Below are 26,361 nucleotides of genomic sequence, written 5' to 3' on the forward strand. Positions count from 1 at the left end.
TCGGACATCGAATAGATTCACAGGATGCCAATGAAACTCGCCCTCAATCTACCGGTCCTGCTGTCGGCGCGGCCCCCAGGTTCTAGGACCGTCCGGGATATCCACTTGACGAGCCGGCGCGAGTTCGAAATCCGCGAAGACAGTCGGCGTGAGTGCGATCAGGCTTACAGGATGATAGACAGCTCCGGCGCTGGCACTGGCAAGTTCGATCTGCTGTCGGTCGGCGGGCGTCTTCTCCGCAACCTCGGCCCGGCCGATGAAGCGTTGGATCGCTACTTCTCCGCGCCGTTTTCGTCCTTGCTCGAAGACCACTACGCCAGCTTCGGGATCAACGTCCAGTTCGAGGGTCGGCTCCGCCTGCAACAGCAACTGGGACTACGCAGTCGCAAGACCTGGCCGCCACCGGCCGCAGGCGGTGACAGCCGCAACGACACGTACCTCGAAGACGTGATCGCTTCGTTCCAAGAGATCAACGTCGCGGAGTACGGGGAGGCCGTCCTGACGACCGGCCGCGTCGCTTCCGCGCTGGCCGTCATCGATGGTGAATTGTGGTGCGAGACGCCGCCTCCATGCCTGGCGGTCGGGATCGTCGAATGGTATCCAGGACGACACCAAGTCTACAGGCAGGCGGATTTCGCCTGGGAGATTCCCGGCTTCCACTACGGAGCAACTTGCCGTCGCTTCCAGATCGACGATTACGCAGGAAGCGAAGCGTACATGCGGGAACTCTTCGATACGAGAGGCGACCCCAAAACGTCGATGGACAATCCGCCATTGCCAGAAGTTTCCCGTCTCGGCCCCGCTGTCGATCTCAACGAAGACTACGAGCATCCCCGCCGGATTTCCCGCGACCTAGCCCACGCGTGCGTCACGACGGCCTTCAAGAAGCCAGACCTGGCGGATGGGTTCTCGGACGATCAGCATCAGCTGCTCGTCCGCTGTAAACAGAGCCTGTTGGCAGAGAACTACCTGCTCGGAGAGCGTTTCGACGTGGTCGACCGTGGTCTCGACCTGCTTGAAATCTGGCGGCACCTCGGACGGCCGAAGGCTGGAGAGGTGCTGCAACTGGTCCCCGCAAAGCTCTTGGACCAGTATCTCGAGAAAACCCTCGAGGATACGGTTCCGGTCAACGTGATGCCACGGCCTGCGCCGCTCACGCCCGGGCCTTAGGCAACCATGTCCAAATTGTCGAAGCCAGGGAAGTATCGGGCGATCAGAGCGTTGCCAGGTACGCAGTAACACTCGCCGCCTGCGACACCGATCAGTACACCGACCAAGGCATTGGCCAGAGGAGAAATGATCGATGCGCCGCCGTCGCCTTTCTGGGCGATGACGACCTCTTCGTGTTCCGACTTGACCGAGACGGCACCGTCGTACGTTTTTACGCCGCCATCCGGTGTTGCCAAGGAGAAGGGGCCGTCGACGGATACGACACGTCCCGCGGTCGTTGCCATGCCGTCACGCTTCAGCACCTTTTGACCGAGAAAGTCCATTGGATCGGCCTGTCGAACGCGAAGGCTTTTCTCGACCTGAACCGGTGCGTAGGCAAAGAACCGTACAAGACGGACTATTTCGGTGACATCGACGCGCGCATTGTCGTCTCCTGGTCGATGATCGGCCACGATCTCGCCCACGAGCAGTCCCGTACCCGCCTGGAATACTTTCTTCTCTCCCTCGAAGACATAGGCCGGCACGAAGGTGTACCAGTTGCCTTCGCATCGAATAACGGGGCCGACGGCACACCGCCGACCAGCCGAGTTTTCGAGAACCGCTCCTGGGAAAATCTGCATACGCTATCCTCGCGCGCGTTGAAAATCAAGACCTCGATTGGTATTCACCTTCGCATGCTGTGTCAATGGAAGACTCCGGTTCGAAATCTCGCCGACAATTGCCTAGTTACAATTGGCTGGTTTCCAGCTCCCGTGGAGGCCACTATACGATCTGACACGCCGCTGAAGGGGAGCTATGATGCCCAATGAAATGCCCGATCTCGCAGACTTCACGCTGCTGACCAGCAACGCCGACAAAATCAGGGAATTCTCGAGGTTCGGACTTTCGAACCTGACGTTCGCGAAAGGGCAGGACATCGAGGAAGTCGACGGCACACCTGACGAAGTCATCGTCTACAAGGCGATCGCTGCCGGGGGCATGTGCATCGTTGAAGACAGCGTCGTTCTGATCGACGGCGAGCCTATGGTGGACATCCGTTGGAAGCGAGCTGAACTTGGGGCCTTGGTCGGTAAGCCTATCGACTTCGAGGTCAGGCTCGGCGTCAACGACGGATCGGCAATCCATGTCTTCAAGGGCAGGGTATCCGGGCGCATTGTGGAACCGAGAGGCGAGGGCGGCTTCGGGTTCGATGCGTTTTTCGAAGTCGACGGCATCGATATGACGCTTGCCGAACTGGAATCGAACGGCCTCAAGGACGCCCACAATCCGAGACTGGCGGCGATCAAGCAGCTGCTTTCCTGGGAACCCGATTTCTCGACCGATCTGACATCCGTTCCGACTTGGCGCGGCCCTATGCAGGGACACTGAGGAAAACGACTACGCAAGACAACATAGTTGCTTGCGCCGCCGCTGCGTACTATCCGCCGAACATAGGAAAAATCGATGCGTCCAATCTCGAAAGTCAGCTCCCAGGAAGTCACAAGCGTCTTGCGCGGCCTAGCCGCAAATCCGGCACCTTTCGTTCCTGACGAGAGCTTCGCCTGCCTGACGGTGGATGAAGGCAACGTGGCTGACTATGCCGTCGAGAAGGTCTTCGCAGTGGTCGACCAGATGACACTGATGCGGCTTCAGACAAGGGCAGGGATGGAGCCGCTTTCCGGTTTCGGTATGACGCTGCATCCGGCGTTGTTCACGTCGAGAGACGCTGCGGAAGAGGTTCTCGAGACGATGTACGCTAAGGGCGGTCCGTACACGATCATGGAGGCGGACTTCGAGGGAATCCCGGCCAAATCACTCGGTTTGAAGCTGAACGACGACGGTTCCCTTCGGTATTTCGCTGTCGTCGCGCGCATCAAGGGAAGCCTGTTCTCGGAATCTCCCGCCACAACAGTTGCTCCGACCGCGCCGCCGCGGCCCTGATACGAAAAGGCGGCGACGGTATCTGCAGTCCGTCGCCGCCTACTTTCCCTGTCTTCGTTTACCCGAAACACCGCACCGTTTGGCGCGGACCCCTCCGCAAAGTCCGAGCTGGTCGAACCCGCATTGGGTGTGACGTTTCACCTGCGTCGGCATCCTCTTTCTCGAAGATGGCGTTTCCACCGATCTTATCGGCTCAGTCGCGAACTAGGACGGCCTGTAGACTGTCGCCTGGAACCGGACCGTTGGCAACCCTTGTCGGGTCTCTGGCTTCTTGCTTGGTGATCGGTGAAGTTCGACGGACGCACAGTGATAAAAATGGATGTCCTGAAAATGACGATTGTCGACAACGTGGTGAGAGACGCGATGGTCCATCTGCTGAGGCAGGTCCCTTGGGGTGACGACCGTGACAAGCTCGAACGCAAGGCATCAAATTTCGAGAGAGAGGCGTCCGAAGAGAGGCGCTGGGACAACTACTCGACTGGCGCGCATCTGAGCTGGCAGGGAACTCTCCACCGATACGCCGCCGAGGCCAGGTTTCCGCGCGAAGGCGACCGTACCGTAGGCATGATGCAGGCCTGGGTCACAGATCGGCTGATCAACGAAATTAACCTGGTCTCCGATGACGATGGCCCGCAGGACGAGTCGACGTTGGTCAGGTTGGGGAGGTTGTCCAACGCCCTATACCGATTCTTAAAGCCGGAAATCATTCAATTGGTCATCGACCAACTGCACATTGACGGCAGGCTCGAGGACGATCCCGACTATTTGAAAGGCAGGCACAATAATCCAGATGACTACCTGGAGAACAACGCGATCCAGCACTGGCCTCTATCTGCTGGAATGCCCTTCTAGTCGCGGCCTTTCCTTCACTGTTGGCCGATAAAGCCCCTTATCGGCCAACAGTGGCTGTAGGCGGGACGAAGTACCCTCCGGCCCGATTCTTGGGTCATTGTTTTCTCCAATATCTGCAATCAATGCCCGCTCTATCGAACGGTTGCGTCAACGACCCGTGTGCAATTCGCGTCGCCGCCCGCCTCAGGCAGACGGACGATATCGCAGGATGGTCGCGTCAATTGGGACAGCCTTCAGGCGCGCGATAATTTCGGCTTCGTTGCTTCCGGCGAGGAACGTGTTGATGACCACAGTGCAGGCATTTGTACCGCTTCTCGTTGAGGAAGTGGTAAGCTTCGAGCCTCCGAGGGCGCGTTCCACTTTGTTCGCTACCTCGCTCCCCGTTGTCTCCGCGCAAGTGCCGGGTACGTTCGCCTCGATCCTCAAATTCGGATATCGGTCGAAGTAGTAGCGGCTGGCCATAGGACCTCCAACAAGCGGGATCGAAACGAGTAGCGCTGTCACAAGAACACCAAGCACGACAGCTTCAATGCTATCGCGCCAGCGGTTAGAAGAAGGCGCTCCATCCTGTGCCTCTCCCGAGACGAGATCGTCGATTTTCCGCTCCGGGAGGGACGGATCAAGTCCCAGCGCCAGACATGCCGATCTAAAAGACTCCGCGGAAACGACCTCTCCCTTTTCGATCTTGCGGAGCGTTCTGGCGTCAATGCCCGCAAGGCTGGCGAGCCTCTTCTGGCTCATGGACTGCTTTATACGTTCGGATTTGATTTGCGACATTCTCTGTTGGCTCCGTTTGATGGGGGTGACCAATCAATGGCTCGATCCCGCCTGAGATCGAAGTGGTTTTTTGCGGTTTCCGCAGACTTTCCGTCTGGTTTCCGCTTGGCACTAGCAGGCATCTCGGTCTACCGGTCAGCTCATCTTCCAAAGGTCTCGTATCCGCGGCTTCAGCTATCGGTGATCGCCAGATAATGCAAGACGTCATGTACGGCGCGCCGTGGACCTGAGGCTTCTTGAGGTCTTGCATTGCGATCCGATTAGTAGAGGCCGCACTGACCGATAACTACCCTTACCGGCCAGTGAACTCTCTTCGCGGTCTCCCATCTACGCAGCTTTGTTCGCACGATGAATCACGGCCATCTTCCGACCGATAATCTTAGAGCGCTCCTCCATGAACGTCTCAAAAGCCAGACGCGGTCCGTAGTTGAGGAGATGGGTGATCGACAGGATCATTTCCGAAGCCTTCATCGCGTCGATTTCTCCCGTCGCGAATCGAACGACATGACCATGCCTTTTGGCGGAATCGAGAGTGATGCGCTCGTTGCTCATGATGTAATTGGTGCAAGACATGAACTTCTCGAAGGACAGTTCTTCGACGAGGAGGGACCGTCGACTATCGGAAGGCATGCTGTCGCAGATAAGAAGCTCCACTGCGATCAGAGTTCTCGCGAGATAGTCTTTGGTGTCTTCGGCGAACACCTCGGCGATCGTGTCGCCGATCTCCGGAATTAGCTGCTTGCCGAGATAACCGCGGAACAGTTCGGCAAACGACCTCTGGGCCTCGGTGTCCCTCGTCTCGGTGATTGTCGCAAGAGTCCCCATCAAAGTCTGGACTGCCTCCATGTTGGACGTGGCTTCATGGAGCGTGTTGTGAAGCTCCCGCTTGACGTCGAGGAAGAGCTGGCGATGTTTCCTTCTCGATGGGGCAGCCCTGACAGCTTCGCGGAGCTTTTCCTTGAGGGTTTCTATCGCCGTGACGGCCACCGACGCATGAATGGACGAGTTGAGTGTACTTGCTCGCAAATCGGCCTTCATGGTCGACCAGTTGGCGTATCCTCGAGAGCCGGCCAGCGCCTCGTAGGCGTGACCCATGCTCATTTCAACGCCGATGGCTTTGAGGCGGGACTTGATGTTCTTAGCCGCAGATTTGGCCTGCTCCGACGTCATCGAAGCGTGCTGATGCATTCCAGACATGATCTCTCCTGTGCGGCCGACATAATACCAAGGCTTCCCCATTACCCTCTGTGTCGCCGCCATTCGATCTGTGGTTGCTGGACGCATAGGACTTCGTATTTCTGACCACTTCACCATGCCTTGCGGCGGGGAAGATAGGCGGGCCAAAACCGTCGCCAATTTGCGGCAGCGGGCAAAGGCTGTCAAGCAGAGTCGTCAATTAATTGCCTTCCAAAAGATCGGAAGCGAACATCGGAAATGAATGAGAGATTCTTCCCCGAAGCCATTGATATGTAATCGACATCTTCAATCTTGAGATCGGAAAAAAACGGCGAATTTGACAAAAATATCGGGACTTCATTGATTGACACGCTAGGCGTACGATACGACCATCAAGGTACATAGTCCGGCCGTGCTGGACCCGAACAGAATTCGGACACCGCCTTATCCAAGAGAAAATGGAGATTGTGATGACCAATTATGTCGTGCGTCATACAAAGATTTTGCCGCCCTTTAAATCCCGCAAGGTGTTGCTACTCGACCAAGGGCGTGTATGGAAGAACGGAAAGTACGGCGAGCCGTATACAGGTCAAGGACCTCACAGCACACCCGGTTTCTGGCAATGGCTTTACTCCATTGGCTACGTTCCTGAAGACGTCGCCGGCTATGGCATCCATCCCGACATCGGCGTTGCCACCAAGAAATCACGAAATCTTCCGTGGAAGTCGTTGCCCGTCGTGGTGAAGCCTCTGTTCGAGTACGCAGCAGAAGGTCGCTGTGTCTACGCGAGGGGAAGGGCGTCCGACGTCAGAAATCAGGTTCTCGATCAAGATGGGTTTAGCGTCCAGATTTCATATGCCGATGCAGATTCCAGGACTTTCCTTTCGAAGGATGTAATCGCGACTGCGGAGATCGTTATCCTCGACCTGCGGACGCCATCAGACAGCGAGATCAGAAAACATACTTGTGCTTTCGATCACCTGGACGAAGCGGCGCTGCCGTCGTTCTACATCGCTAAGGAAGGGTCGCTCTCAGGGCTGTCTTCTGGCGAAGTCATGAGGCTGAGGGAAAAGTTCGAAGCGCAGGAGCGTTTTCAGGCCAGTCATGACCAGAATGCTTCAATCTTCCTGGGCCGGGCATTGCACCATTTGCCGTCCGCAGAGCGGATCGATAGCGCCGTCGCCGTCAACCGAAGCCGCTTCTCCGTGTTCGGCGACCCTTTAGCGTTGCAAATTTTGTTCGAAGCAGCTGCGAAAGGTGTTTCTGACGTCGAGCAATGGCGCAACTCGGCTCCGCCGCAAACAAGGGCGTTCTGGGATAATTGGACACAAATGCGGGAATCACTGATCCACGCGTCTGGCCACGTTGAAGGCCTCACAGCGGACGGAAATCCGAGGTTTGTCTGGAGGGGTAGTGGCAAGTACCGGCCATTGGTCATCGAGGACGGCTATGAACTCCACCAGCTAAACAGTCTCTACTACGATCTTGGAAATTTGCGCCTCCTGTCGTTCAAGGTCGACGGAACAGTCGCGATTACAGAGCTTGGCCTCAAGCTGACCCAGTTTCTAGGCAGGAGCGGGAACGATCCCGATGTCTTGCTCCGTTGGCGAACCGAAGACGGGACTAACGGGACACAATCCGATATTCCGGCAATGGATCGCTGGCTGAACAAATTCCTCCGCGAGACCAAACGCAAGGTCGCCGATCTCAAGCCGTTTGCCTTCACTGAAGCGGGAGGCTCCGGTGGTCCTCCGCGCTCGTGGAACAGGTATGCCTATGGTAGTTACCTCGATTTCGGCGACCTTGACCTCGACGAGGATGAGAGGGTGAAGCTGGTGCAATGCCTGGACGAAGCCGATGTTCGCGCAGCCGACCAGCCATGGTGGACGTTGAACCACGGCCCTGTCCGCAGCTACAGTGGAACTGGATCGATGAACCGCATCGGGATTTGGTACGGCTGTCCGCTTGGCGTCGGTCCAGGATGGGCGAAGGATGAACCGCCCGCGTTGCCTGATATGGAGACGAAGGCTTCCGCCGCCTTCCATGCGCTTCCTAACTGGATGAAACGGTTGTTTCCATCGGATCGGCAGGTGATATCTGTTGGCTCGACGCATGAGCGGAACTTTCACCTGAACGAAGCCCAGAACGACGATCCGGCACCGAAAAGTCGGGTGAGCGGAGAGGGATCGAGATCGTTGGAACAGGCGCTTATGGATATGAGCTCGAGCCCCGTTGTTCGAGGGTGGCGCATACCGATCGACGACCTGTCGGACTTTGACCCGACAGCTATAAAGCTCATTGGCCAGATGCGATCTCAGCGAACCACACCCCGAGACCCGCGATATTTTTCGTTCACTCTCGCGAAATCCCGCGACAAAACCTATGCAGTTGTCGGCTGTATACTCTGGTCTCCCGGCTGGTCACGCTCAAGCTACGGGCTGTCGTCGCTGTCCTACTTCACAGGTCCCCTTATCCAGCACATCAAGGAACACTACGGCCCGCTGATCGGTCACCGCCTGGCAGATGGGATCAAAACCTGGCATGTCGACGAAAGGACGCTGGAAGTGATGGATATCGATTTCGACGACGATCGTATCGAGGAGATCGACGAGTTGTTCGTGTCGCCATTGTCAGTTGGACCGAACCGCCCGAGCTTCTAAATTCGGAGGTGGCTGTTGTGAACGGCCACCTCCGGTCAGCTTGGAACTGGGTCGACTGCCAATGCGAGCGTTCCGACCGACTTCAGTGGCCTTTCGTCTGGCGCTGTCTACATTACGGCCGCCCACGGCAATGGTAATAACGGCCATACGTGTGTCGTGATGAACACGGGCGGCGTCAAGTGCTGGGGGATCAACGCTTACGGCCAGCTCGGCAATGGTCTGACGGCTTCCTCGACTGTTCCGGTGGACGTCAGCGGACTTGGTTCCGGAGTTTCCATCGTCGCGGCTGGCAGCATGCATACGTGCGCAGTGCTTGCAGACGGAACAGGGAGATGCTGGGGCCGTAACGATGCCGGCCAGCTCGGCAACGGTCTCAACACAAACTCCTCCGTTCCCGTTGTCATCAAGGGGCTGACCGGTATCGTGGCCCTGAAGGCAGGCGGCGACAACACCAGCAAAATGGCGACATGCGCAGTCACCGGCTCGGGCGGCCTGAAGTGCTGGGGCAGCAACAGCGACGGTCAGCTCGGCAACGGTACGACTACCGCATCGAACGTTCCTGTTGACGTAAGCGGGCTGACATCCAGCGTCGTTAACGTTGCGACGGGCAACCGTCATACCTGCGCGACATTGTCCTCCGGTGCCGTAAATTGCTGGGGCTGGAACTCCAACGGTCAGCTCGGCAATGGCACTACAACGAACTCGAGCCTGCCGGTGAGCGTCCATGGGTTTTCGACTGGCAACACGGCGATTGCAACGGGATACCAGCATAGCTGCGCCATCACCGCTCAGGGTTCCGTCAAATGCTGGGGCGGCAACGGTTACGGTCAGCTCGGCAACTCGACCACAACACAGTCGACGACTGCGGTCTCTGTCACCGGAACGTAACTCGTAGAGGTAGCTGGCCGATAACCCTCTTTATCGGCCAGAGACGTCCTCTCAAACGAAAGGCCGCCTGTTCGTCGCAGGCGGCCTTTTTGTGGGGTGTTGTCGGCTCGTTTTAGGCCAGCCTGGTGTCCCTGTAGCTAACCAGCCAGTCGTGAGCCTCCTTGGCCTCTGCTCGCCACTGTACGGCATGCCGCTCGAAGGTTGCGTCATCCATGGTGGCCCAGTGACCTGTCCGCGAAGGCTGGTAGTTCCGGAGGGCTTCGATCACCTCGTGGATCGACCGATCGCCGTTCTCTCCGTATGCGCCGCGAAGCTTTGCCCGGCCATGCTGGCTCAGGCCGGCGATGGTGTTGATGCCGATCAGGTCCTCGCCCATGCACTTGTCACACGTCGTGGCGACACAGACGCAGTCCCCGAGGTGTTCCTTGCACTCGACAGCCTGGAGCATCGCCGCCGCACCTGACTCCTCCGGATCGTTCTCGTCTGACTTGTCGTCGAGCTGGCACCTCAGGCGGACCAGCGCCTTTTCAGGACTGTAGCGCCCCTTCTCCTTGCCCTTTTCGTCCAGGTAGAAGACCGCCATACGTGCTGCGTCCTCGAAGTCCTTGATCTTGGCCTTCAGCAGGAAAATCGTACGCTCGTCGGGCGTGAGACGGACCGTGGTCTTTAGGGGATTTTGATGCCATTCGATGATCATGCTTCTTCCAGAATTCTGTTTGTCTAAGCCTCACGCCTGTTTTAAACGTCGTCAATGCGGTTCCACGTCGTCGCCTTCTTTCCGCTCGGGAACGACATAGAGAAACCTGATCACTAGGTATCTTCCCTTCGAGAACCCATTGTCTTGGAAGACGATGGCTCTGATCTCATCGTGCCGAGCGACGTTTGGGATTTTGCTCAGGTCGATGCGTCGGTTCGCCGACTGGATCGATGTGTCTTCAAGTGTGATAAGGTTCGCTCGAATATCGCAGATTACGGAATCGGGAACATTATCGGCGAAGCGCCGTGTCGTGTACCGTGGCGCATCTTGGTTTTCGCGCTCCTCGAATTCGGCTCGCAATCTCATAGTTCCAGTGGAGCCGTCCGTGACGATGTGGATTTCAGACGCCTTCCTCGAGGTCGCAAATTCGACAAGGCGCGATAACAGGTCAGGGTCGTGAACATTGTGGGGAAAGTGAACGCCGGTTGGCTCTGTCGTTGTAGAGGTTAGGCCGGCCGCGTCGACGATATCCATCTCTGCTGTCCATTCGCCGTTTTTGTGGTCGAGGGTCTGGTGAAGCACTCCTCTCACGACGGACATATTGAAGCCTGCGGTGCCTCGAAGTTGGCCGATCGCGTCTTCCACGCCGCGGCTGGCGAGGGATATGATGACGGGCGAGCGAGTGGCAATCTCGCCACAAACCCTGATGTCGTCCGCATTGCGCACTGCCATGCCATAAACCCGCTCGCCGGTATGTTTCGACCTGCCGACGATCAGACCTTTTTCCTGATCTGTGATTCCTTCCGCTCCCGCCAGCAGGAAGCTCGCCGTGTATGAGTGGACGACCCCATTTCCCGGCCTGCCTGTCACGACATAAAGCCCATTGCCCCCGCGCAGGATGGATTTCCACTTATCGAGACGTTGCGCGCCTGCCAGGCGACTGAAGTTCTCAACGAGGTTGATCTCGTACTGAAGGCTCGGATTCCTACCGAGCTTACCCGTTGTCGACTTGAGATGATGCATGAGGGCGTCGGCGCGCCATCCGAAGCAATTGGCGACGATCTCGAGGCGGTCGGTATGCCGAAGAACCGTGAGGTCCTTGGCGGTCATCGCTCGGCTCAACTTTGTGACGTGCTCGAGGGTCATCTGGATGCCGATTTGCTCGATCGGAGTTTCGAACCTCAGTCGTGCGACAAACAGTCCGTTGCCGGTATTCAGCGCAGCGGAAATGAAGGCTTGGCAACCCAGCGGGTCGCGGGCACGCGGCCGATGTTTGCCCAGCCAGGATACCAATCCGCGCACGTCGTCGTAATTCAGGAAAATCTGGGACATTTCCATTACCTATAGCCGGACCTGACGAGGTGCTTCCATCAACCTCTGCGATCCGGACTGGCTCTGGAAAACAGGTTCGATTGGCTGGGGTTCAGCTCGACCACGAGGGCGGAAGCGGCCACGGTTCCCAGCGACCTACCTATCTGTTTACTGAGGAAGGCAGGTTATTGCAAGACCCCATTTTGGTACTCGACCGAGGTGAATGCCCGCCCATTACTCCTGCGCGGTCTGTCTTGGCGACAGGCTTCCTGTCTCATCGCTTCTTGGCGGAGGTGACAAGCCGTCTACCTCGACATCAATACCGGTTCCGAAAAAACTTCGCGGATCACTTTGTTTCCTCTCAACATTCTAATCCTGATCCTGACGGAAGTGTCACCGCGCCCAACTGCCGTTTCATACTCCTTGCCCTGCATGGTGAACCACACTTTGCGACTACCCAACCTGGACCACGTCATTTCTTCGCTCTTTGTGATGACCGCTCCCTTATCATCCACTGCCTCAACAATTATGGTCGATCTGGATGCAGCAGATGCGTTCCAACTAACGTACAATCCACCGTGATATGCGATTTCTTGCGACGAAACATTCTCGAGGTTTAGTGAGTCCTGGGGTGTCGCGCCGTTGACGACAAAGGTCTTGGACGTGACAGATTCGGTGGTTATGCAGTCAGCGCATTTGTCATTGCCCGCCCGCAATGTTGAAATTCTGACATTGTAGATACCTGGGACGTCAAACGTGTGATTCCGTTGGGCATCGGCGCAACTTTGGCCATTTTGAAGACCTTGGAAAACGTCTGTGCCGTCATCCCAATCGACATACAGTCCGTTATTTCCAGTGCCAAACGTGAAAAAGTCATCGCTGTAGCGGCAACTGTTGATCCGGCTCACAATGAAGTCCGAACCAGTGATCTGAACAGCAACAGGTGCTTTCTCGCCACTTACCTTCGTCGTGACATTCTGATGGGCAATGCCCGTGACGTAGAAGCAAACTAGCAAGGCGACGCATATTGCGATCAGAGTTCGGCTATCGTCCTGTCTTCGCAAATTGGCATCCTTCTGATTGCTCGGATGCCATCTACAATACGATCTCGAATTACCGGCGTGTCGGATCGATGACGTGGAGTTCGCGACCCTATTTCTTTGGCCGATAATGACCCTTATCGGCCACAGGGGCATCAAAAGCGTTTGTTACGGGCGTGCGCCACTCTTCCGGAGGAAGAAATCACGCTAGATTGTGTGAAAACCATTTGTCGGCCCGTTTGAAAATCGTGGCCTTGACTGATCACACCGACAAGTTTTGATGTCAAAGCACCGTATTCCGACTTCACACGGAAGACAGGGCCACCACTCATGCCACCAGGTTTGAACCAGTTTCCATTAGAGCCGATTTTAGTGTTAAACCTTTTCAGCTCGTCATCTGATGCGAATCTAATAGTAGCGGTGTCGTCCCCCACACTCGTAATTACGCCACTGTAATCAGTCGCAACAAAATCGGTCTCATACGGCCCCAGTCTGCTACGTAGATTACCCGGGAAGCCGCAAGGCATAACGAAGCCGCCAAGATCAGCTGGTGCGAGGTCTTCGTATCCAAAAGGCGTTTTACCTAGTTTGTGAATCTCATTTCCTGAAATCGAGAAAGTGAAAACGTCTAGTCCACTGCTGCCGCTGATATCGCGATCACGAACATCCATCTTCAGATTGCCAACGAGGATAGGAAGGTCACCTTTAGGCGCATCCGAGATGACGTGGCGTGCTGTAACCCCGAAAAATGATGAGGGTCCTTGCATGAAGAAACAGGTTCCATTGGCCTTGACCGTTGCTCTGCGATTTCCCTCTTGCAGGTAGTAGAGAGGAGAAACGAAGCGAAGGAAGTACGAGCGAAATCTGAGGCCTTCATCGTTGGTCAAAAGGTTCATCGCTTGTGATGTGGACACCTTAACCTCCTGATCATTATCGATGTCCTCTAATACATCAGAATTTGTTTTGCAATAGAAGACTTCAAACTATGCGGAACATAATATTCTTTGATTGTCACGACGCTAACAGCGTTGACCTTAAATGAAATGTGAAAAGGGTATTAGAGGGCCTGTCCTTCACTAACTACGGGTTTTCGCTTGGAATGGCCTGCTTGTCGTGCCAGCATCAAATTTCATGATCCGGAGGTCTTACCCATGCGTATTAGCGAATTTGAATTCATGCTTTCTGACCATCCTGCTGCGGTGAAGCTCAGGGCAATCGCGGACCTCAAAAGTCGCGATGTATTTCAACATGAAGAAGAGTTGGAACTCCTCGTTCTTGAACTCGGAGTTGAACGGCTGAAGCTGGACCTAGTCCCCGTTGCCGATGGAAAGAAGTCCATCTTGGAGGCGATTTCTGAAGTTGAGAGCTATCTCATCAGCGATGAAGTTCTAAATTCCCTCACAGGAAAAACCGAAGAGGAGGTTCACCAAATTCTGACAGAAGCGACGCAGGATAGCGCCGACCTCCTTGATCATCATGAAAAGAAGTTCATTTCCGAAATAGACAAGCGGAAGCGCTTGATCGAACTCATCGACGAGGCGGCTACGATTCTGAAGATTGATATCGACACAAATCTGGTCCCCACGAGCGGGTGAATATTGTTCCGACCGTGTTTGGGATGACCATCGACAAGTTAGATTACCTTATGGTCATTCCAAGTGGCGTCAGGAGTTTAGAGGGAACGCTAAGATGGGAGAGGTCGCACCTCACTGGCCAATAGCCCACGTCTCCATGACCTCAAAACCGTGGTAGTGGAGAAGACCTCGATCAAGGTAACAAGGATGGAATATTTCCGTCGGCGGGAACGAAACGGCCGTGGTTGCCATTTCTCTTCAACACAAAGGGGGACCATCCATGACGCGCAACAACATAGTTTATTTCATCGTCGGCGTGGTAATCACCGCCGCCGTTGGGTTCGGCGTATACAAGTACCACGAGGAACAGAAGCCAGAAGGCATCCAGCTCAGTGTCGGCGAGAATGGCGTGAAGATCGAGGCCAACTGACTAAGGCTCATGTAGACCTTGGATCGGCCGACAACTGCCGGCCGACAACTGCCGGCCGATCCAACCATTCACGCATCTCCCGCAGCCATATCGCTTTCGTACGGCGAATATCGCCTATTAAAGTCTTGACTTCGGCACTCGCTGTGAAATACGACGCCCTTGCGATTTAAAGACATCGATGCTCGGTGCAGTCATCACATGGGGGCTGGGAACATGGCGATCAAAATGACTGAAGCTCTGGCCGTCGATCTCTGCGAGATTATCGAGGCACTCGAAATTCCAGTGGTGACGAACAGCGCGGATCAGCTTATTGCTGTCGTAGAGCGCTGCAAGAGCACTCTCTCAGACAGCGAAATGATGGACGCGCTTGATAAGGCGCACTCCATCTTCGTTTCTCGTCGCGGACATGAGCCGGAGAGATTTTTGTTCTCTCGTAACCGGGCGGCAGAAGATGCCGCTGCAACGATGAAATCGGCCTTCCCCTCCTGGCCGCACTATGTATATCACGGCACCTCATCGAAGGCTCTGTCATCGATCGTTGATCACGGGCTCATTCCGAACGGCGGGAAGTCCCCGTGGTCTGGCATCGTTGACGACGACTATCTCTCGGCGGGCGTTTTCCTGACCCCGTCTTGGCGCGGGGCAGTGTCTTGGGCGCAGGCTACCGCTTTGACGAGGACGTTCCAGCTTCGTAAGGACGGATCGGTACCTGTGATCATCCAGATCAAAGTAAACTCTATGCATTTGGATAACGACGTCCGAGCTAGAAGGCCTGGTTGCCTGATGCACCCTGGCGATATCGATGTATCCGACGCCAAGTGTTTTGCAATGACAGAGCGGAACGGCCAGTCCCCCGAATCACTGCCAGTCTGGCTTTCTATCTACGAAATGGTCGAAATGTTTCCAAGCAAGAAAGCTAGTCGGAAATCACCTGAAGCCTCGTTTCGACCGTTCGTCTAATCGCAGATTGTCGGCGGCTTCCGGTTTTCGTCAGCCATACAGCCTGCCCTGAATGCTCATAGAACTTTCACGGACAGCCTGACCCGTCCGACAACCCTCGTCGTCGCCGTGCAGTACTGCGTCTCGAAATCGAGGCTCGTGGATGCGGGCTGCATCCTGTCGGGCAGTTTCCGATAGATGCGGAGCGTCGGCGCGCCCTCGTGGACGAACAGGTATGGTTCGCCATGCCTCAGGCCGATGTCGGCGGTGTCCACGAAGACCGTGTCTCCTTCGGCCGCGATGCGGTCCGCCGATCCGTCCGGCATGATGACGGCGATGACGAAGCGACCGTCGAGCATACTGAGCTGGACATGTTCCTTGGGAGTGGCGGCCGCCGAGCCGCCGACCAGGTCTCCCCAACCAACGATCGGTATCGACGGCAGGCTGGCGTCCCGGCCCGCGCTTGCATACTCGGGGCTGAGGTCGGAGACCTGACAGCCGAGGGCTCTCGCAAGCTCCGGCATGGCCCTTGAGTATTGGGTCCTGCCACGATGCGGCTTATCTCCGCCTGGCTGACGCCGGCCTTCTCGGCGAGTTGGCCCTGCGAAAGTCCTGCCTGTTCCCTCAGTCGTCTGACGGCGCTGCTAGTCCCATTGCCCACTCCGTTCACGCCTATCCGGAAGTCATATACCTTTTCGGTTTGGCGCGAAACGAGCCAATCGCGAATATCCGTGGTCGATAACAGTCGTTATCGACCATAGGGGGTGGCGGTGACTTGAAGAGCATACCTGGGCAGGACCTCCATTAGGTGGGTCCGCTGGACGGCGACCTAAGCTATCGGCCAAACTTATTGTTAGGCTCCGTCCGCCGAGCCATCATCACCATAAACCCTTGGACTTAGAGGTATTGAGACGATGAAAAATTCATGTCTGACGATGTACTTAGTGTCTGCACTGGTACTAATCGCGGGCACCGCTAAGGCAGTCGCCTGCATTCCCGGCAACATTAGAACACCCGAAACCTCCGCGAATGTCGTGGAAGGGAGAGTCCTTGCAAGCTATGGCCAGATATATGGCGTTCCGGTGCCTCTGACGATTGCGTACCTTAGTTCCATGTTTGGAGATGTAGGAGAAGGCGTCGCCGTCGTTTTCGTGGATCGGATGATCAAGGGGACATCCCCGAGAATCGTGAATGTCAGCCAAGGGCTGTATGGCATTGGTCTTCGGTGTCGTGGTGAAATGCCCAGCATGTACGACAAAGTGCTACTTTTCGGAGACTCCAACTTGATGTCTGGGAACTTCCGATCATTCTTCGGGCCATCAGGATTTCACGCGGGATCGCTCGCGGATTACAACGAGATGATGTCCAGAAGGAGCAACTTCTGATGGGTTTGCGACGACCACAGGATTGCGAAATTGCGTCAATCTGAGGAATGTATCGTGAGATTACCTCGGCAGTTGCGCCGTAGCGCCTTCTCGTGAAAACGATGTCTTTGGTCTATTTGCATAGGGCAGTTTTATGTCTCTTATCGTCAACGTCGAAAGCTCGCCCCTTCTCCGTTCACTTTTCGATCAAGCATCCTCCCAAGGCGAGCTTGATGGCATGAGGTCTTTCTGCTCAAAACTGGTGAACAGGCTAGGACTTGATGCGAATTCCGAATACCAGAAACTGATTGATGGCTACAGCCGCGCTCAAGTCGAGGTGTTTCTTGATACGCTGATGTCGACACGAGATATCAGCGCCGCGGCAAATGCGGCCGATCACCTGCCCAAGGAGTAGAAATATGTCGACTGGAATGCCCTCGCCGTACACCGCTGGAGGTCTTCGAGACTTCCTGAGAAAGACTGACCTTGATGGAGAAGGTCCGTTTTTTGGAACGGATATCTGGTCAATGCGCCACCTGTTCCGTCTTCACGACGAACAGGACAGAGGCCGAGTAATCACGATCAGGCTTCAAGATTTTCTCAATGCTCTTGATGATGACGGGGAGGTCGACGCCCGTGACGTCGGCGAACGGTTCCGTAGGGAAAGGCTCACCCCGACTCTTAGACAGGCGATATTGGAAGATCGGTACGTCAGGGTCGATTTGGATGCGCACACGACACCAACGCTGTTGGCGGCGGCATTCGGTGACTTAGCGCGGGAAAGTGAAGGCTTCACGCCTGAGCAACTGACGGAGTGCATGGCCGTTGTTTTTGTGACCGAGAAGCAATCATGGTTTGGTCGAGAGGCGATCGACCACATGCACGACGTTCTTGAGGAAAGGCTCCGAGCCGCCGCTGGCCGATAACCCACGTTATCGGCCAAGGGTCCGAGGTAACCCGGTTCGCTGGACGCAAAACGGCGTCAACAATTTCCTTTCAAGTCCAATTCGGGGTCATGAATTTCGTCGTACAGCAGTTGATCCGTTTCATCCCAGATGCTACGGAGTCTGCGGATAAACCTCAGCGCAGCCTTGCGGCTCGGTCACGGAGAAAACGATGAACGTCAAACCATCTTATAAGGTATCGACTGCAGCCGGCGCGACCGCAGCGGCCCTAGTTTTGGCTGCCACCGTCTATCTCGTGTTTTTCTCACCTGCCAATGTCCTCTTGGGGATCGTCTGGGACCAGATGAAAGCGCCGCAACGCGCACATGAGCAGTATCTGGCCCAGCAGCAGGCGACGTTCAAAGCAACGTGGGAAGCTAGGTGCGCTCGTACACCGGCTGGCAAGATCGGATATCCACTGGCGAGCAACTTCAGCCACTTCTATGTGCCAAACAGCCTTGATCTCGATTTCCAGGAAGGACCCCAGGCGTCCTACCATCTGGATGACCTCAAGGTCGTGGATTGCCCACATAATCCCAAATCCTGAACCCATTCGCCACGCGGTAGGCGCGGGCAGTTATCGAGATAGTCATGCAGTGGATTTTGCAGGAAGACAAAGACAACATTCCGATGGCCGAATTGCTGGGCCGGATGGGCATCGCCTATTCCGTCCACTCGAAGCTGCGTGATGTCGCGGTCCCCGATGTTGTGGTCGACGACCCCAATCGCGTCGTCGTCTTCGGATATTACTCGGCGCAGACCTTCTCCCGGGATCGTGGCTACAAGCCCGGCGTCTTCGAACTCCGACCCTATGTATTGGAGGAGGCGTGGCAGCCATACCTGCTGAATCCGCGCGCCGCAGCTACTATCGTCAAGGTGAGTGACATCGGGGACCGCGTGTCGGACGACGAAAAGCGGTATTTCGTTCGCCCTGTCGAAGACAGCAAGACCATGTCGGGAACCGTCCTCACTGGCACGGAACTCCGCGCCAAGGCGGCGGCCGTGATGGAGCTGCCGCCAGAGCGTCTCGTTGCTGGCAGGCTAGCGCCGAATACCGAACTTCTTCTGTCCACGCCGACGACCATCCAGAAGGAATGGCGCGTGTGGGTGGTCGCTGGTGACGTCGTCACATGGTCCCTGTACAAGATGGCAGGGCAGATGGTCGTTCGTCAGGAGATCGACGAGGATGCGCTGGAATTCGTGCGCTCGATGATCAAGGTCAACCCCGACTATTCCGATGCCTACGTCATCGACGTTTGCCGGACCGAGGACGGTCTGCGGATCATCGAGACCAACTGCATAAATGCCTCTGGCTACTACGATGCCGATCTACAGAAGTTGATCGGTGCCATCGAGGGACTCGATCCCCAGAATACAAGCCCTTGGGGCTGATTTTCCATGGCCGATAATTGCCCTTATCGGCCATAGCGCCGTTTAGGACTTGCCGAGCTTCCATGAACCTATCGATCGAAGTTGACATTAATTAAAGACGTCGGTACGAAGCTAGTATCTATTGAGGACCCGAAAATGCCTGCTGAAAACGAAGTCGCCGAGCCGACCTCACGAAGCTTGTCTGGACCAATCTCTGCTGATCCTGGCTGCATCACGGTGATCGCCGCAGGGGGAGAGGACCGCCTCGTAGCCTATCTCGCCGACTTCTTTGCAAAGGCCCAGATCGAACAGAACGGCCCGTCAACGGTCGTATTTGGACCCGGGGCGCTCCTAAGGAAAATCGAAGCCGCTCTTCCAGACGGCACTGCGCCACGTCTATGGATGGCTGAAACGCCGGAAGAGAACCGGCCAATTGACACTGCGTCCAAGGACAAGGTGCTCGTTGGCATGTGGCGTCACGATTCATCCCTCAACGTTTTCCATCGCCTGCTCGGCGACGACAGCTGCTTCACGGCAAAGGACCTCCACGCGCAGGCGGCTGTCGGCAAACACGTAGCCGGGGGCGTAATCGCTTCGACGGTGGACGCTCTTTTTGGGAAGATCGCTTCGGAACTCCTGTCCGATCCTGCCGCCGACGTTCAATGGCTTGTGTTGGACGGAACTCCACGGCTTCACGTCTATTTCGAAGGCAACACCGTCACGGAAGACTTCCGCAAGTGGTGGAAAAGTCCAGACGTACAGACGACAGTAACTACCCGCCTTGACATTCCAGACGGTCCAATCCTCTTCGGGCTCGAAGCCCAAGGCCATATTCCGACCGTCGAGGCGGCGCTCAACGAGGGCGTTGACTGGAAGGAGATCGGCCGCAGGATCGGTTGGGATGGCGAAACAGCGCGGACATATTACGATCGGCATCTCGCTCGTAAGCAGGCAGACAACAATTCGGCTTCGGAGGACAGGCATCGTGATTGATTTCGACAAGATGTTCGAGGCCAGCGGCCTCTCTCCGCTGCCAGACGCAGAACTAAAACAGCTCCTTGACGGCTTGGCGCAGCATCTCACTGGAGACGACATTGCTGCCTATATCGTGGCGGTGAAGCGTTTCGACGAGCGGCCCGTACAGATCACGGAATCCTATCCGGGCGAATACCTGATCAACATGAATTCCGGTCGCATTGTCCATTGGTGGCACCTACGCAAGGACTGCGCGGCGATCCCGATGTTCATGACTGCGGCCTCGGTCGGTGGGCTGTCATACGCCGAAAGCGTAGAGCTTCTGCGCGCCGTCGTCGATACGAACAGGTACGATTTCGGCGGCGTTGATGATCTCATCAAAAGCACCGCAGACATGATCGAAATTTCCAACAAGCGCGGTGTCGCGTTCCATCCTTCTCTCGCGGGGTACAATCGGTTCCTGGTCGAGGCCAAGAAGGACGGCGAGGTCGACCGCGCGTTCGGTATCGCTCGTCTCGGAATGGTGGCCGGCATGTCGGTCGAGCAGAGCCTCGACATCGTGCAGGCAATCTATGACGGCCCCGGGATCGCCGGCTACGTTTTCAGGGACCTCTATGACGAACTCGAGACCCTTGGCGTTCACGGTGCTGGTGGAGATTTGTTCTACAGGGCGCTGAAGGCGGCACACGCGAACAGAATCGGTTTCTCTACCTTCTCTGCCATCATTCATTCGGCAGCGACGCACACGGCCTATTCCCATCGTGAGATTTTCGAGAAGATCGACGGTGTCTTGAGACTTGCCGATGACGGCGCTGCCGATACCGAAGGAACAGCCTTGGCCCGTCGCGGTTCAAACGCGATTGTCGAATCTTCCGACCCTGTGGATAAGCTTGTCGCCCTTCTGGTGCCCTCCGCGAGCGACGGACCCGTCGTGACGAAGGACGTGGACGATTATTTCCCGGAATTGGGCTTGGATGCCCTCGTCCACGGCGTTCTCCCTTATCGTGTGAACCGAAGTCTCCGTGACGGGTTGTCCGATCTTCGTCAGTTGATGGAGACGGCGTTTCCTGAGGGTTCGTGGGTCTTTGCCCCGGAAACCGAGACGTGGTACTCGCTTGGCGGACGGACAGAGGTCCGTCCTAGCCGCGTCCGTCATGATTTCTTTCCCTATGATGTCTCCGCTCTGAGCCTGAACCCGGTTTTCGTACACGTCCACCCGAAGGGCAACGAGGTGTTCATTTCGCCCAACCGGGATTCACTCGCGTTCCCGCAGCTTCAGAAGAAGCTTGTCAGCTTCTTGACCGCCCTGCCAAGCGGCGCTGACTTCTTGGAGCTGTCCACACTCAATCGGTTGTCTACCCGTCCCGTTGAACTCACCGGCCTGATCGTGACCTCGCAGGGCATCACCGAGTTTTCCGCGCCGGCAGACGCCGAGAATGTCGAAGCATTCGCAGGCTCCTTCAAGTTCGACAAAGGAGAGGCGATGACAAATTTCGACGCAGCCAATTATCTGGCCGAGTACGGCATCGTGGAACCCGATCATGCTTTCATCGATCGCCTTTTGCCTGCCGTCAGACAGAAGCTGCCGCCGGGATTCGAGATTACGCTTTCCACCTTCGATGATTTCGACTTCGACAAGGTTTATTCTTCATCCAGTCAGCGTCCGATGCCGACTTTGCCAACAGCGAGTGTAGGCCCATGAACGTCGTTGATGAAATTCCAGGCGTATTCCTGAGGCTTTCTCTTCAGACCGACGAAGAGCAGCAACGCTACTGCGATGCCTATCAGGATGCTTGCTATAGCGGAATGCAGGTCCAGCAGACATCCAGAGAGCCGCAGAGAGATGGAACCTATCTCGTCGGCCTGTGGCTGGACCATAGGCTTGTCGAGCCTTTGCAGGCATCGATCGAGACAGGTTATCGCCTCAAAGACCTACTATCCCGGAAAACACCCGCGGAGGATGTTGCCAAATCCCGGCCATAGTTCCCCCTCGTGCAGCGAAACCCGGTCAGCGCGACAGCGGCCTGCCGTGGTTTACAGAAACCGAGATCGGTGCGTCGTCGAGATACCGCTCGAGGTTTTTGGCGGCCGGCTCAGGACCGCTGCAACCTGCCGTGATACCGACGGCGAGGCATTGGCGGTACGACAGCTTCCTCCAGATCGCCTTCAGGTCCATGGCATACGCCGACATATCGCGGTGAATGCCGAGGATGTGGTTGACTTGCATCGTCTCGTCGAATGCCGCCTGAACGATCGCGTGCTGCTCGGGAGTGATCTTGTCGGCGTTTCCTGGATTGCGCAGCAGGTAGTTCCTGGACTCGACAGCGGCCGTATAGCAAAATCGATTGACCGCTTCGCTGCGCCACTCGTATTCGAGAAGCGTGGGATCGCTGCATTCGTATGGCACGGTGTAATCGAACAAGAGGCATTGACCTCCGCTATGCTCTTTTGCGTATTCGCGCGCTTCCTCCAGGTCGCCGAGCGAAAAATGGGCGCAAAACAGTTTCGAGACGTACACCTCCGGTGCCGTGACAAGCCTGATGTGTAGCTGATGGTGACTGCCCCACTTGAAGTCATCGTCGACAGCGATCGCGGGTGGCCGACTTTTCAACCAGACTTGTCCCCCGACGATCAACAGGCGATCCACTTGCGCCTGGATCATCGCGTCGGCAGCAGCCATGGATTGCCAGTCAATGTCGACGATGTTCTGGATTTCCTTTTCGAGACTCCGGGCGTTGCGATGAGCATGGGTCGGTTGATTGCGCCGATCCCAGAGAGCCAGGGCAGGTGGCCATGCTGATCGTGCGCCGTCGGAATGCGGCTTATCCCGGTCGAGAATCCACGTCATCTCCTCCATGAGTGGGCGCGCCAGCGGCGCGTTGTCGGGCATTGTCCGAATGGGCGAAATGTCTGCGCCATATTCCGGTTGCCACGGGAGATGGACATCGGTCAGTTTGTTGCGGCGGCCGCTGTTTGTCTCCTCGAACGGCGTTGCGAAGAGGCCGAGCTTTCTCGCCTCGGCAGCCGAGTTCGCGACTTTTCTGTAGAGGTTTCCTTGGAATGTTCTGAGCTCGAACGTCTCGTTCTTCGATGAGTTCGCCGCATCGATGCGCGGCTGCACCCACCGCCCTTGCTGCTGGACTATCCCGTCGCGCCTTCGATCGACGACCGAGAACACAACATCTGTCTCTTTCATGGAGACCTGCGGGATATCGCCTGACACCCTCTTCGTCAAAAAGATATCCTTGACGTCGCGGCATGCCTTTGGTCGGCCTCTGAAGGCGTATGGCAGTTCGAAGTCCAGTTTCATGAAGCGGGTGTCCAATCCTGATGCCAACAAACTAATTCCCGATATCGCACTCGACAAACGTTGGCTGCCGTGCTGCTGATGGGGTCATGAATAACGCTTGAATGCCGCTTGCGCTGTGACGTCGAAGTCTGTAAATACCTCTCGTTGTGATTGCGTCTCTGTGGAGCCTTCCAGAATGTCCATGCCGGATTTCATCAGTCTTGGCTCCGTCTTCGACGCGCTGATCGATGTTCCACACACACAGCTCCTTGCCGAATTCCTGGACCTCACTGGTGTTTCCTGGCACGATACCACGGCCTACGACGATCCACGTTTCGTCAAAGACTTTTCCGTCAATATCGCGGCCCTTGGTGGCATTCCCTTCGTCCGTATGGCGGGCGGAGAGCTTGCATTGGCGAACACGCCGCACCAGCGGTTCGATCTCCTGTCGTACCAGGCGGCGATCCGGAGCATGATGGCCTATTCCGGCATGATGTCCTACCTGAACAGCGGCCGCCTCTCCGTCGATGAAATCTCCGACGCGATGAACTCCAAGGGACATGGCTCGGTCGCCCATACCGTTCAGGTGAGCATATTGGTGTCTGGAGTGACGACGGCGGTTGAAAACGAATTCAATTCGCAGCGCGATCTTGTTCACCTGTCCCGCGTCACCGTCGCGAGGACATCCATCCAGTCCAATCCGCCCATCGTCGTACGCGATCCAGCGCTGCTCGACGCCTACCGCCGCGTCGCGAAGGTCGCGGCCGCCGAGCGCGCGCTACTCTCTGGCGCGGGGCGCGATTTCCAGGAATGTGCCAACCAGCTCTTCCCGGCCGCCAAGGCGACGGCATTCATCATGACCGGAACGTTGCGGAACCTCTTCAAGCTGACGGGGGCCGTGTCGGACGACGGCAAGGAGCGTGAGTTCCGCGACGTCCTGGCGAAGGTCGACCAGTTGCTGAAGGGGCTTCTCGGCCCCGTGACAGCCAAGGAGTAGTCGGTATGCATTACGTTCTGGTCACGTCGAACTTCAGGAAAGCAGAGGAATTTTCCCGTTCGTTTGATCTGTACGGCAAGCGCGTGGAGGTCGTTCCAGTCGCCCCGGAGACGTTATGCGACAGCGACTACGAATCCATCGTGCGCGGCGAAGGCGTAGTCGCAGTGTTCAGCGAAGAGAGCAGGCTCCGAACCCATCCAGACCACGCCTCCTTCGTGGTCGAGCCGCAAGACATGCAGGTCCTCCACCATTGCTCGCGCCTCGCCGTCCGTAGTGTCGACGCCGCTGGTGGCATTCGCGAGACCGAGTACAGCGCCAGCGTCCGCGGCTTCATCGATCTCGACCTTAAAAAGGACGGTGCCGATGTATTCGGATGGGATGACGTGTTCGTCGCCACGTCGACCAACACCGATTTCCATACCCTGAAGCTCTTGGGGCTTAAGAATTCAGCCCGCCAGATCGCGATCAGCCGCTTCATCGTAGACTCCCTGACATACGAGAGCCGCCTCGATCTGAACTTCAACCGACAGGCCATGGCCGAGAGCGTTGAGTTCGACGGCCTGGCTGCGCGGTACGTCGCTGGAAACCGATTGGTCCAATCAGGTATCGACGGATCGTTCCTCAAGAACATGGTCGACAAGGTCGTCGACAGCGGCATCTTCTTCCGCTCGTCCAGCAATCGACGGGAGAAGAACTACTGGTTGCCTGGTTTGAACGCCGGCATTCCGCTGACGGCGAAGAAGGACGAGGTCCACGAGGCGACCTTCTTCTTTCATGACCTCATGCACTTCCAGATTCCCGATCTCGTCTATGACGGTGCCAAGGACGACAAGGACCAGAGGGACGCCTATATCTACTATCGGATGATGAGCGAAGCCTTCACGCTCGTGCTGGCGGACATGTATTTCATCGACGGCCTCACGCGCGTCGGCATCGAGTACGATTTCTCGAAGCGGAAAATCTATCCGCTCTTCCGGCATCTCAAGCTCGACGGCATCGACCCGGTCTGGGGCCTCAAGGAGGTCCTGCGCGCCAGTTCGCTCTTTGCCGTGAACGGGGACGACAGCGGCTTCCGCGCTCTCTTGGACGGCTCGCCTGAGGGCCACGACGCGCTCAGCGCCTTCAAGGAGAAGTACGGCCGCTTCTTCACCGAGGATTTGGTGTGGACGCGCCGAAACTTCGACACGATGTCGGCACAGTCCGACTACGTGCAGCGGTGGATCGAGGTGGTCGGCCGCCAAACCATTCAGGACAGCGGCCTCACCATTCTCAGCGATTTCACCAAGCGCGTGAACCGGGACTATGGGAAAATTTCGGTCGCGTCGGTCTTCGAGGACATGTTCGATACGATCGTCGTGCCGAACATGTCCTACAGTCGCACGCACGATCTGGATCGAACGATCTCGAACGCCTTCAAGCGTTACATGATCGGCCAGATGAGCATTTTCGCCCGCTATGGCGATATCTGTCCGATGCCTTCGGTGAGTGGAAAGCTTCTTCGCAAGTTGAAGACGACCGACCTTCTTACGAGCGAGGACATCGATGCCATGCGCGGCCTGTACGCGAGCTATGTCGCTGAACTGAGGGACCGCGATCTGATCTCTGACGACGACGCCCGCATCTATCCGGCGATCCATCCGCTGTTTCCACCGAACTACGTCTTCTACGACGCGAAGAAACCGGCCGCCTAGTCCGAAACCAACCTCAGGCGACCGTACCTCATTGGCACGTCGGGCGGCCACGCATTGGCCTGTCTTCCCGTCGGGCGGACAGGCAGAAGCGGTTCCCATCTTCGTCCAGAAACCTTGGGACTCGGTCTTCACGCTTTATTCAGAAATATCCGAAATAAGGCGGCGGTCTAAACGGAAGCATCGCCAATGACTACCACATCCAACAGGTTATTCTGGAACTCGCCCATCATGTTTTAATGGAACTCGCATCCAATGGTGCCATCAAGGATGCCGTTCCGGCCTTGCCGATTCTGACG

Annotated in this window: 27 protein-coding genes and 1 pseudogene; 18 read left to right on the forward strand and 10 right to left on the reverse strand. The window is 56.5% G+C overall.

The genetic code is table 11. The features are described from left to right. Positions 1–30 precede the first annotated feature (30 nt). On the forward strand, positions 31–1,170 hold the full coding sequence (locus FHT76_RS07725; RefSeq protein WP_259185220.1) for a hypothetical protein: 1,140 nt from the start codon (positions 31–33) through the stop codon (positions 1,168–1,170). Here FHT76_RS07725 and FHT76_RS07730 read toward each other — a convergent pair. Beyond that, a complete protein-coding gene (locus FHT76_RS07730; RefSeq protein WP_259185221.1) occupies positions 1,167–1,790 on the reverse strand; it encodes a hypothetical protein in 624 nt (207 codons plus the stop codon). The two genes, FHT76_RS07725 and FHT76_RS07730, sit on opposite strands and share 4 nt — an antisense overlap. Positions 1,791–1,965: 175 nt before the next feature. Here FHT76_RS07730 and FHT76_RS07735 point away from each other — a divergent pair, with 175 nt between their 5' ends. The 3 genes from FHT76_RS07735 to FHT76_RS07745 all read left to right on the forward strand — a co-directional run bounded on the left by FHT76_RS07735 (position 1,966) and on the right by FHT76_RS07745 (position 3,942). Continuing rightward, positions 1,966–2,538: a non-canonical purine NTP pyrophosphatase gene (locus tag FHT76_RS07735; protein ID WP_259185222.1), complete on the forward strand. Its 573-nt coding sequence runs from the start codon at positions 1,966–1,968 to the stop codon at positions 2,536–2,538. Between the two features lie 75 nt (positions 2,539–2,613). Beyond that, positions 2,614–3,090, forward strand: a complete 477-nt coding sequence (locus FHT76_RS07740) for a hypothetical protein (protein WP_259185223.1) — start codon at positions 2,614–2,616, stop codon at positions 3,088–3,090. A 330-nt stretch (positions 3,091–3,420) separates the two neighbouring features. Next, positions 3,421–3,942 carry a hypothetical protein gene (locus tag FHT76_RS07745; RefSeq protein ID WP_259185224.1) on the forward strand — a complete coding sequence of 174 codons (522 nt, stop codon included), beginning with the start codon at positions 3,421–3,423 and terminating at the stop codon, positions 3,940–3,942. 183 nt (positions 3,943–4,125) lie between these two features. Here FHT76_RS07745 and FHT76_RS07750 read toward each other — a convergent pair whose 3' ends face one another. After that, complete coding sequence (locus FHT76_RS07750) at positions 4,126–4,719, reverse strand: helix-turn-helix domain-containing protein (protein ID WP_259185225.1); 594 nt, start codon at positions 4,717–4,719, stop codon at positions 4,126–4,128. A 327-nt stretch (positions 4,720–5,046) separates the two neighbouring features. Then, positions 5,047–5,916: a glyoxalase superfamily protein gene (locus FHT76_RS07755; protein ID WP_259185226.1), complete on the reverse strand. Its 870-nt coding sequence runs from the start codon at positions 5,914–5,916 to the stop codon at positions 5,047–5,049. A gap of 449 nt (positions 5,917–6,365) precedes the next feature. On the opposite strand from FHT76_RS07755, the gene FHT76_RS07760 reads away from it, so the two are divergent. After that, positions 6,366–8,555, forward strand: a complete 2,190-nt coding sequence (locus tag FHT76_RS07760) for a hypothetical protein (RefSeq protein WP_259185227.1) — start codon at positions 6,366–6,368, stop codon at positions 8,553–8,555. Between the two features lie 111 nt (positions 8,556–8,666). After that, positions 8,667–9,443, forward strand: a complete 777-nt coding sequence (locus FHT76_RS07765; RefSeq protein ID WP_259185561.1) for a hypothetical protein — start codon at positions 8,667–8,669, stop codon at positions 9,441–9,443. Positions 9,444–9,555: 112 nt separating this feature from the next. On the opposite strand, the gene FHT76_RS07770 is transcribed toward FHT76_RS07765, so the two are convergent. The 4 genes from FHT76_RS07770 to FHT76_RS07785 all read right to left on the reverse strand — a co-directional run bounded on the left by FHT76_RS07770 (position 9,556) and on the right by FHT76_RS07785 (position 13,405). Further along, complete coding sequence (locus FHT76_RS07770) at positions 9,556–10,140, reverse strand: hypothetical protein (RefSeq protein WP_259185228.1); 585 nt, start codon at positions 10,138–10,140, stop codon at positions 9,556–9,558. A gap of 51 nt (positions 10,141–10,191) precedes the next feature. Further along, on the reverse strand, positions 10,192–11,472 hold the full coding sequence (locus FHT76_RS07775; RefSeq protein WP_259185229.1) for a hypothetical protein: 1,281 nt from the start codon (positions 11,470–11,472) through the stop codon (positions 10,192–10,194). A gap of 284 nt (positions 11,473–11,756) precedes the next feature. Beyond that, positions 11,757–12,515, reverse strand: coding sequence for a hypothetical protein (locus tag FHT76_RS07780; protein WP_259185230.1), 759 nt, complete (start codon positions 12,513–12,515; stop codon positions 11,757–11,759). A 131-nt stretch (positions 12,516–12,646) separates the two neighbouring features. Then, complete coding sequence (locus tag FHT76_RS07785) at positions 12,647–13,405, reverse strand: hypothetical protein (RefSeq protein WP_259185232.1); 759 nt, start codon at positions 13,403–13,405, stop codon at positions 12,647–12,649. Positions 13,406–13,642: 237 nt separating this feature from the next. Here FHT76_RS07785 and FHT76_RS07790 point away from each other — a divergent pair, with 237 nt between their 5' ends. The 3 genes from FHT76_RS07790 to FHT76_RS07800 all read left to right on the forward strand — a co-directional run bounded on the left by FHT76_RS07790 (position 13,643) and on the right by FHT76_RS07800 (position 15,455). Next, complete coding sequence (locus FHT76_RS07790; RefSeq protein WP_259185233.1) at positions 13,643–14,086, forward strand: hypothetical protein; 444 nt, start codon at positions 13,643–13,645, stop codon at positions 14,084–14,086. A 259-nt stretch (positions 14,087–14,345) separates the two neighbouring features. Next, positions 14,346–14,495 carry a hypothetical protein gene (locus FHT76_RS07795; protein WP_259185234.1) on the forward strand — a complete coding sequence of 50 codons (150 nt, stop codon included), beginning with the start codon at positions 14,346–14,348 and terminating at the stop codon, positions 14,493–14,495. Positions 14,496–14,708: 213 nt separating this feature from the next. After that, entirely contained in the window at positions 14,709–15,455 is a 747-nt protein-coding gene (locus FHT76_RS07800; RefSeq protein ID WP_259185235.1) for a hypothetical protein, read from the forward strand. A gap of 56 nt (positions 15,456–15,511) precedes the next feature. Here the strand turns inward: FHT76_RS07800 and FHT76_RS07805 are convergent, their stop codons facing one another. Beyond that, a complete protein-coding gene (locus FHT76_RS07805; protein ID WP_259185236.1) occupies positions 15,512–15,958 on the reverse strand; it encodes a hypothetical protein in 447 nt (148 codons plus the stop codon). Between the two features lie 26 nt (positions 15,959–15,984). Beyond that, a pseudogene (locus tag FHT76_RS41385) lies at positions 15,985–16,104 on the reverse strand (helix-turn-helix domain-containing protein); the annotation flags it as partial. An 848-nt stretch (positions 16,105–16,952) separates the two neighbouring features. Between FHT76_RS41385 and FHT76_RS07810 the strand changes: the two are divergent. From FHT76_RS07810 to FHT76_RS07840, 7 genes are all read left to right on the forward strand, one after another. Next, complete coding sequence (locus FHT76_RS07810) at positions 16,953–17,213, forward strand: hypothetical protein (RefSeq protein ID WP_259185237.1); 261 nt, start codon at positions 16,953–16,955, stop codon at positions 17,211–17,213. A 4-nt stretch (positions 17,214–17,217) separates the two neighbouring features. Continuing rightward, a complete protein-coding gene (locus FHT76_RS07815; protein ID WP_259185238.1) occupies positions 17,218–17,724 on the forward strand; it encodes a hypothetical protein in 507 nt (168 codons plus the stop codon). 190 nt (positions 17,725–17,914) lie between these two features. Further along, the gene (locus FHT76_RS07820; RefSeq protein WP_259185239.1) at positions 17,915–18,289 is read left to right on the forward strand and encodes a hypothetical protein; all 375 of its coding nucleotides are present in this window, start codon (positions 17,915–17,917) and stop codon (positions 18,287–18,289) included. A 44-nt stretch (positions 18,290–18,333) separates the two neighbouring features. Continuing rightward, positions 18,334–19,134, forward strand: a complete 801-nt coding sequence (locus tag FHT76_RS07825; protein ID WP_259185240.1) for an ATP-grasp domain-containing protein — start codon at positions 18,334–18,336, stop codon at positions 19,132–19,134. A 135-nt stretch (positions 19,135–19,269) separates the two neighbouring features. Beyond that, positions 19,270–20,106 carry a hypothetical protein gene (locus FHT76_RS07830; protein ID WP_259185241.1) on the forward strand — a complete coding sequence of 279 codons (837 nt, stop codon included), beginning with the start codon at positions 19,270–19,272 and terminating at the stop codon, positions 20,104–20,106. Continuing rightward, positions 20,099–21,790, forward strand: a complete 1,692-nt coding sequence (locus FHT76_RS07835) for a hypothetical protein (protein WP_259185242.1) — start codon at positions 20,099–20,101, stop codon at positions 21,788–21,790. Before FHT76_RS07830 ends, FHT76_RS07835 begins: the two co-directional genes overlap by 8 nt. Next, positions 21,787–22,071: a hypothetical protein gene (locus FHT76_RS07840; protein ID WP_259185243.1), complete on the forward strand. Its 285-nt coding sequence runs from the start codon at positions 21,787–21,789 to the stop codon at positions 22,069–22,071. The genes FHT76_RS07835 and FHT76_RS07840 overlap by 4 nt, the downstream gene beginning before the upstream one ends. A 25-nt stretch (positions 22,072–22,096) precedes the next feature. On the opposite strand, the gene FHT76_RS07845 is transcribed toward FHT76_RS07840, so the two are convergent. Continuing rightward, a complete protein-coding gene (locus tag FHT76_RS07845) occupies positions 22,097–23,398 on the reverse strand; it encodes a hypothetical protein (RefSeq protein ID WP_259185244.1) in 1,302 nt (433 codons plus the stop codon). 175 nt (positions 23,399–23,573) lie between these two features. Here FHT76_RS07845 and FHT76_RS07850 point away from each other — a divergent pair, with 175 nt between their 5' ends. Both FHT76_RS07850 and FHT76_RS07855 read left to right on the forward strand, forming a co-directional pair. Beyond that, positions 23,574–24,374 (forward strand): FAD-dependent thymidylate synthase, encoded by an 801-nt coding sequence (locus FHT76_RS07850; RefSeq protein ID WP_259185245.1) that lies wholly within the window; start codon positions 23,574–23,576, stop codon positions 24,372–24,374. A 5-nt stretch (positions 24,375–24,379) separates the two neighbouring features. Then, positions 24,380–26,065 carry a hypothetical protein gene (locus tag FHT76_RS07855; protein WP_259185246.1) on the forward strand — a complete coding sequence of 562 codons (1,686 nt, stop codon included), beginning with the start codon at positions 24,380–24,382 and terminating at the stop codon, positions 26,063–26,065. Positions 26,066–26,361 lie beyond the last annotated feature (296 nt).

The sequence above is a fragment of the Rhizobium sp. BK176 genome (genome assembly GCF_024808055.1).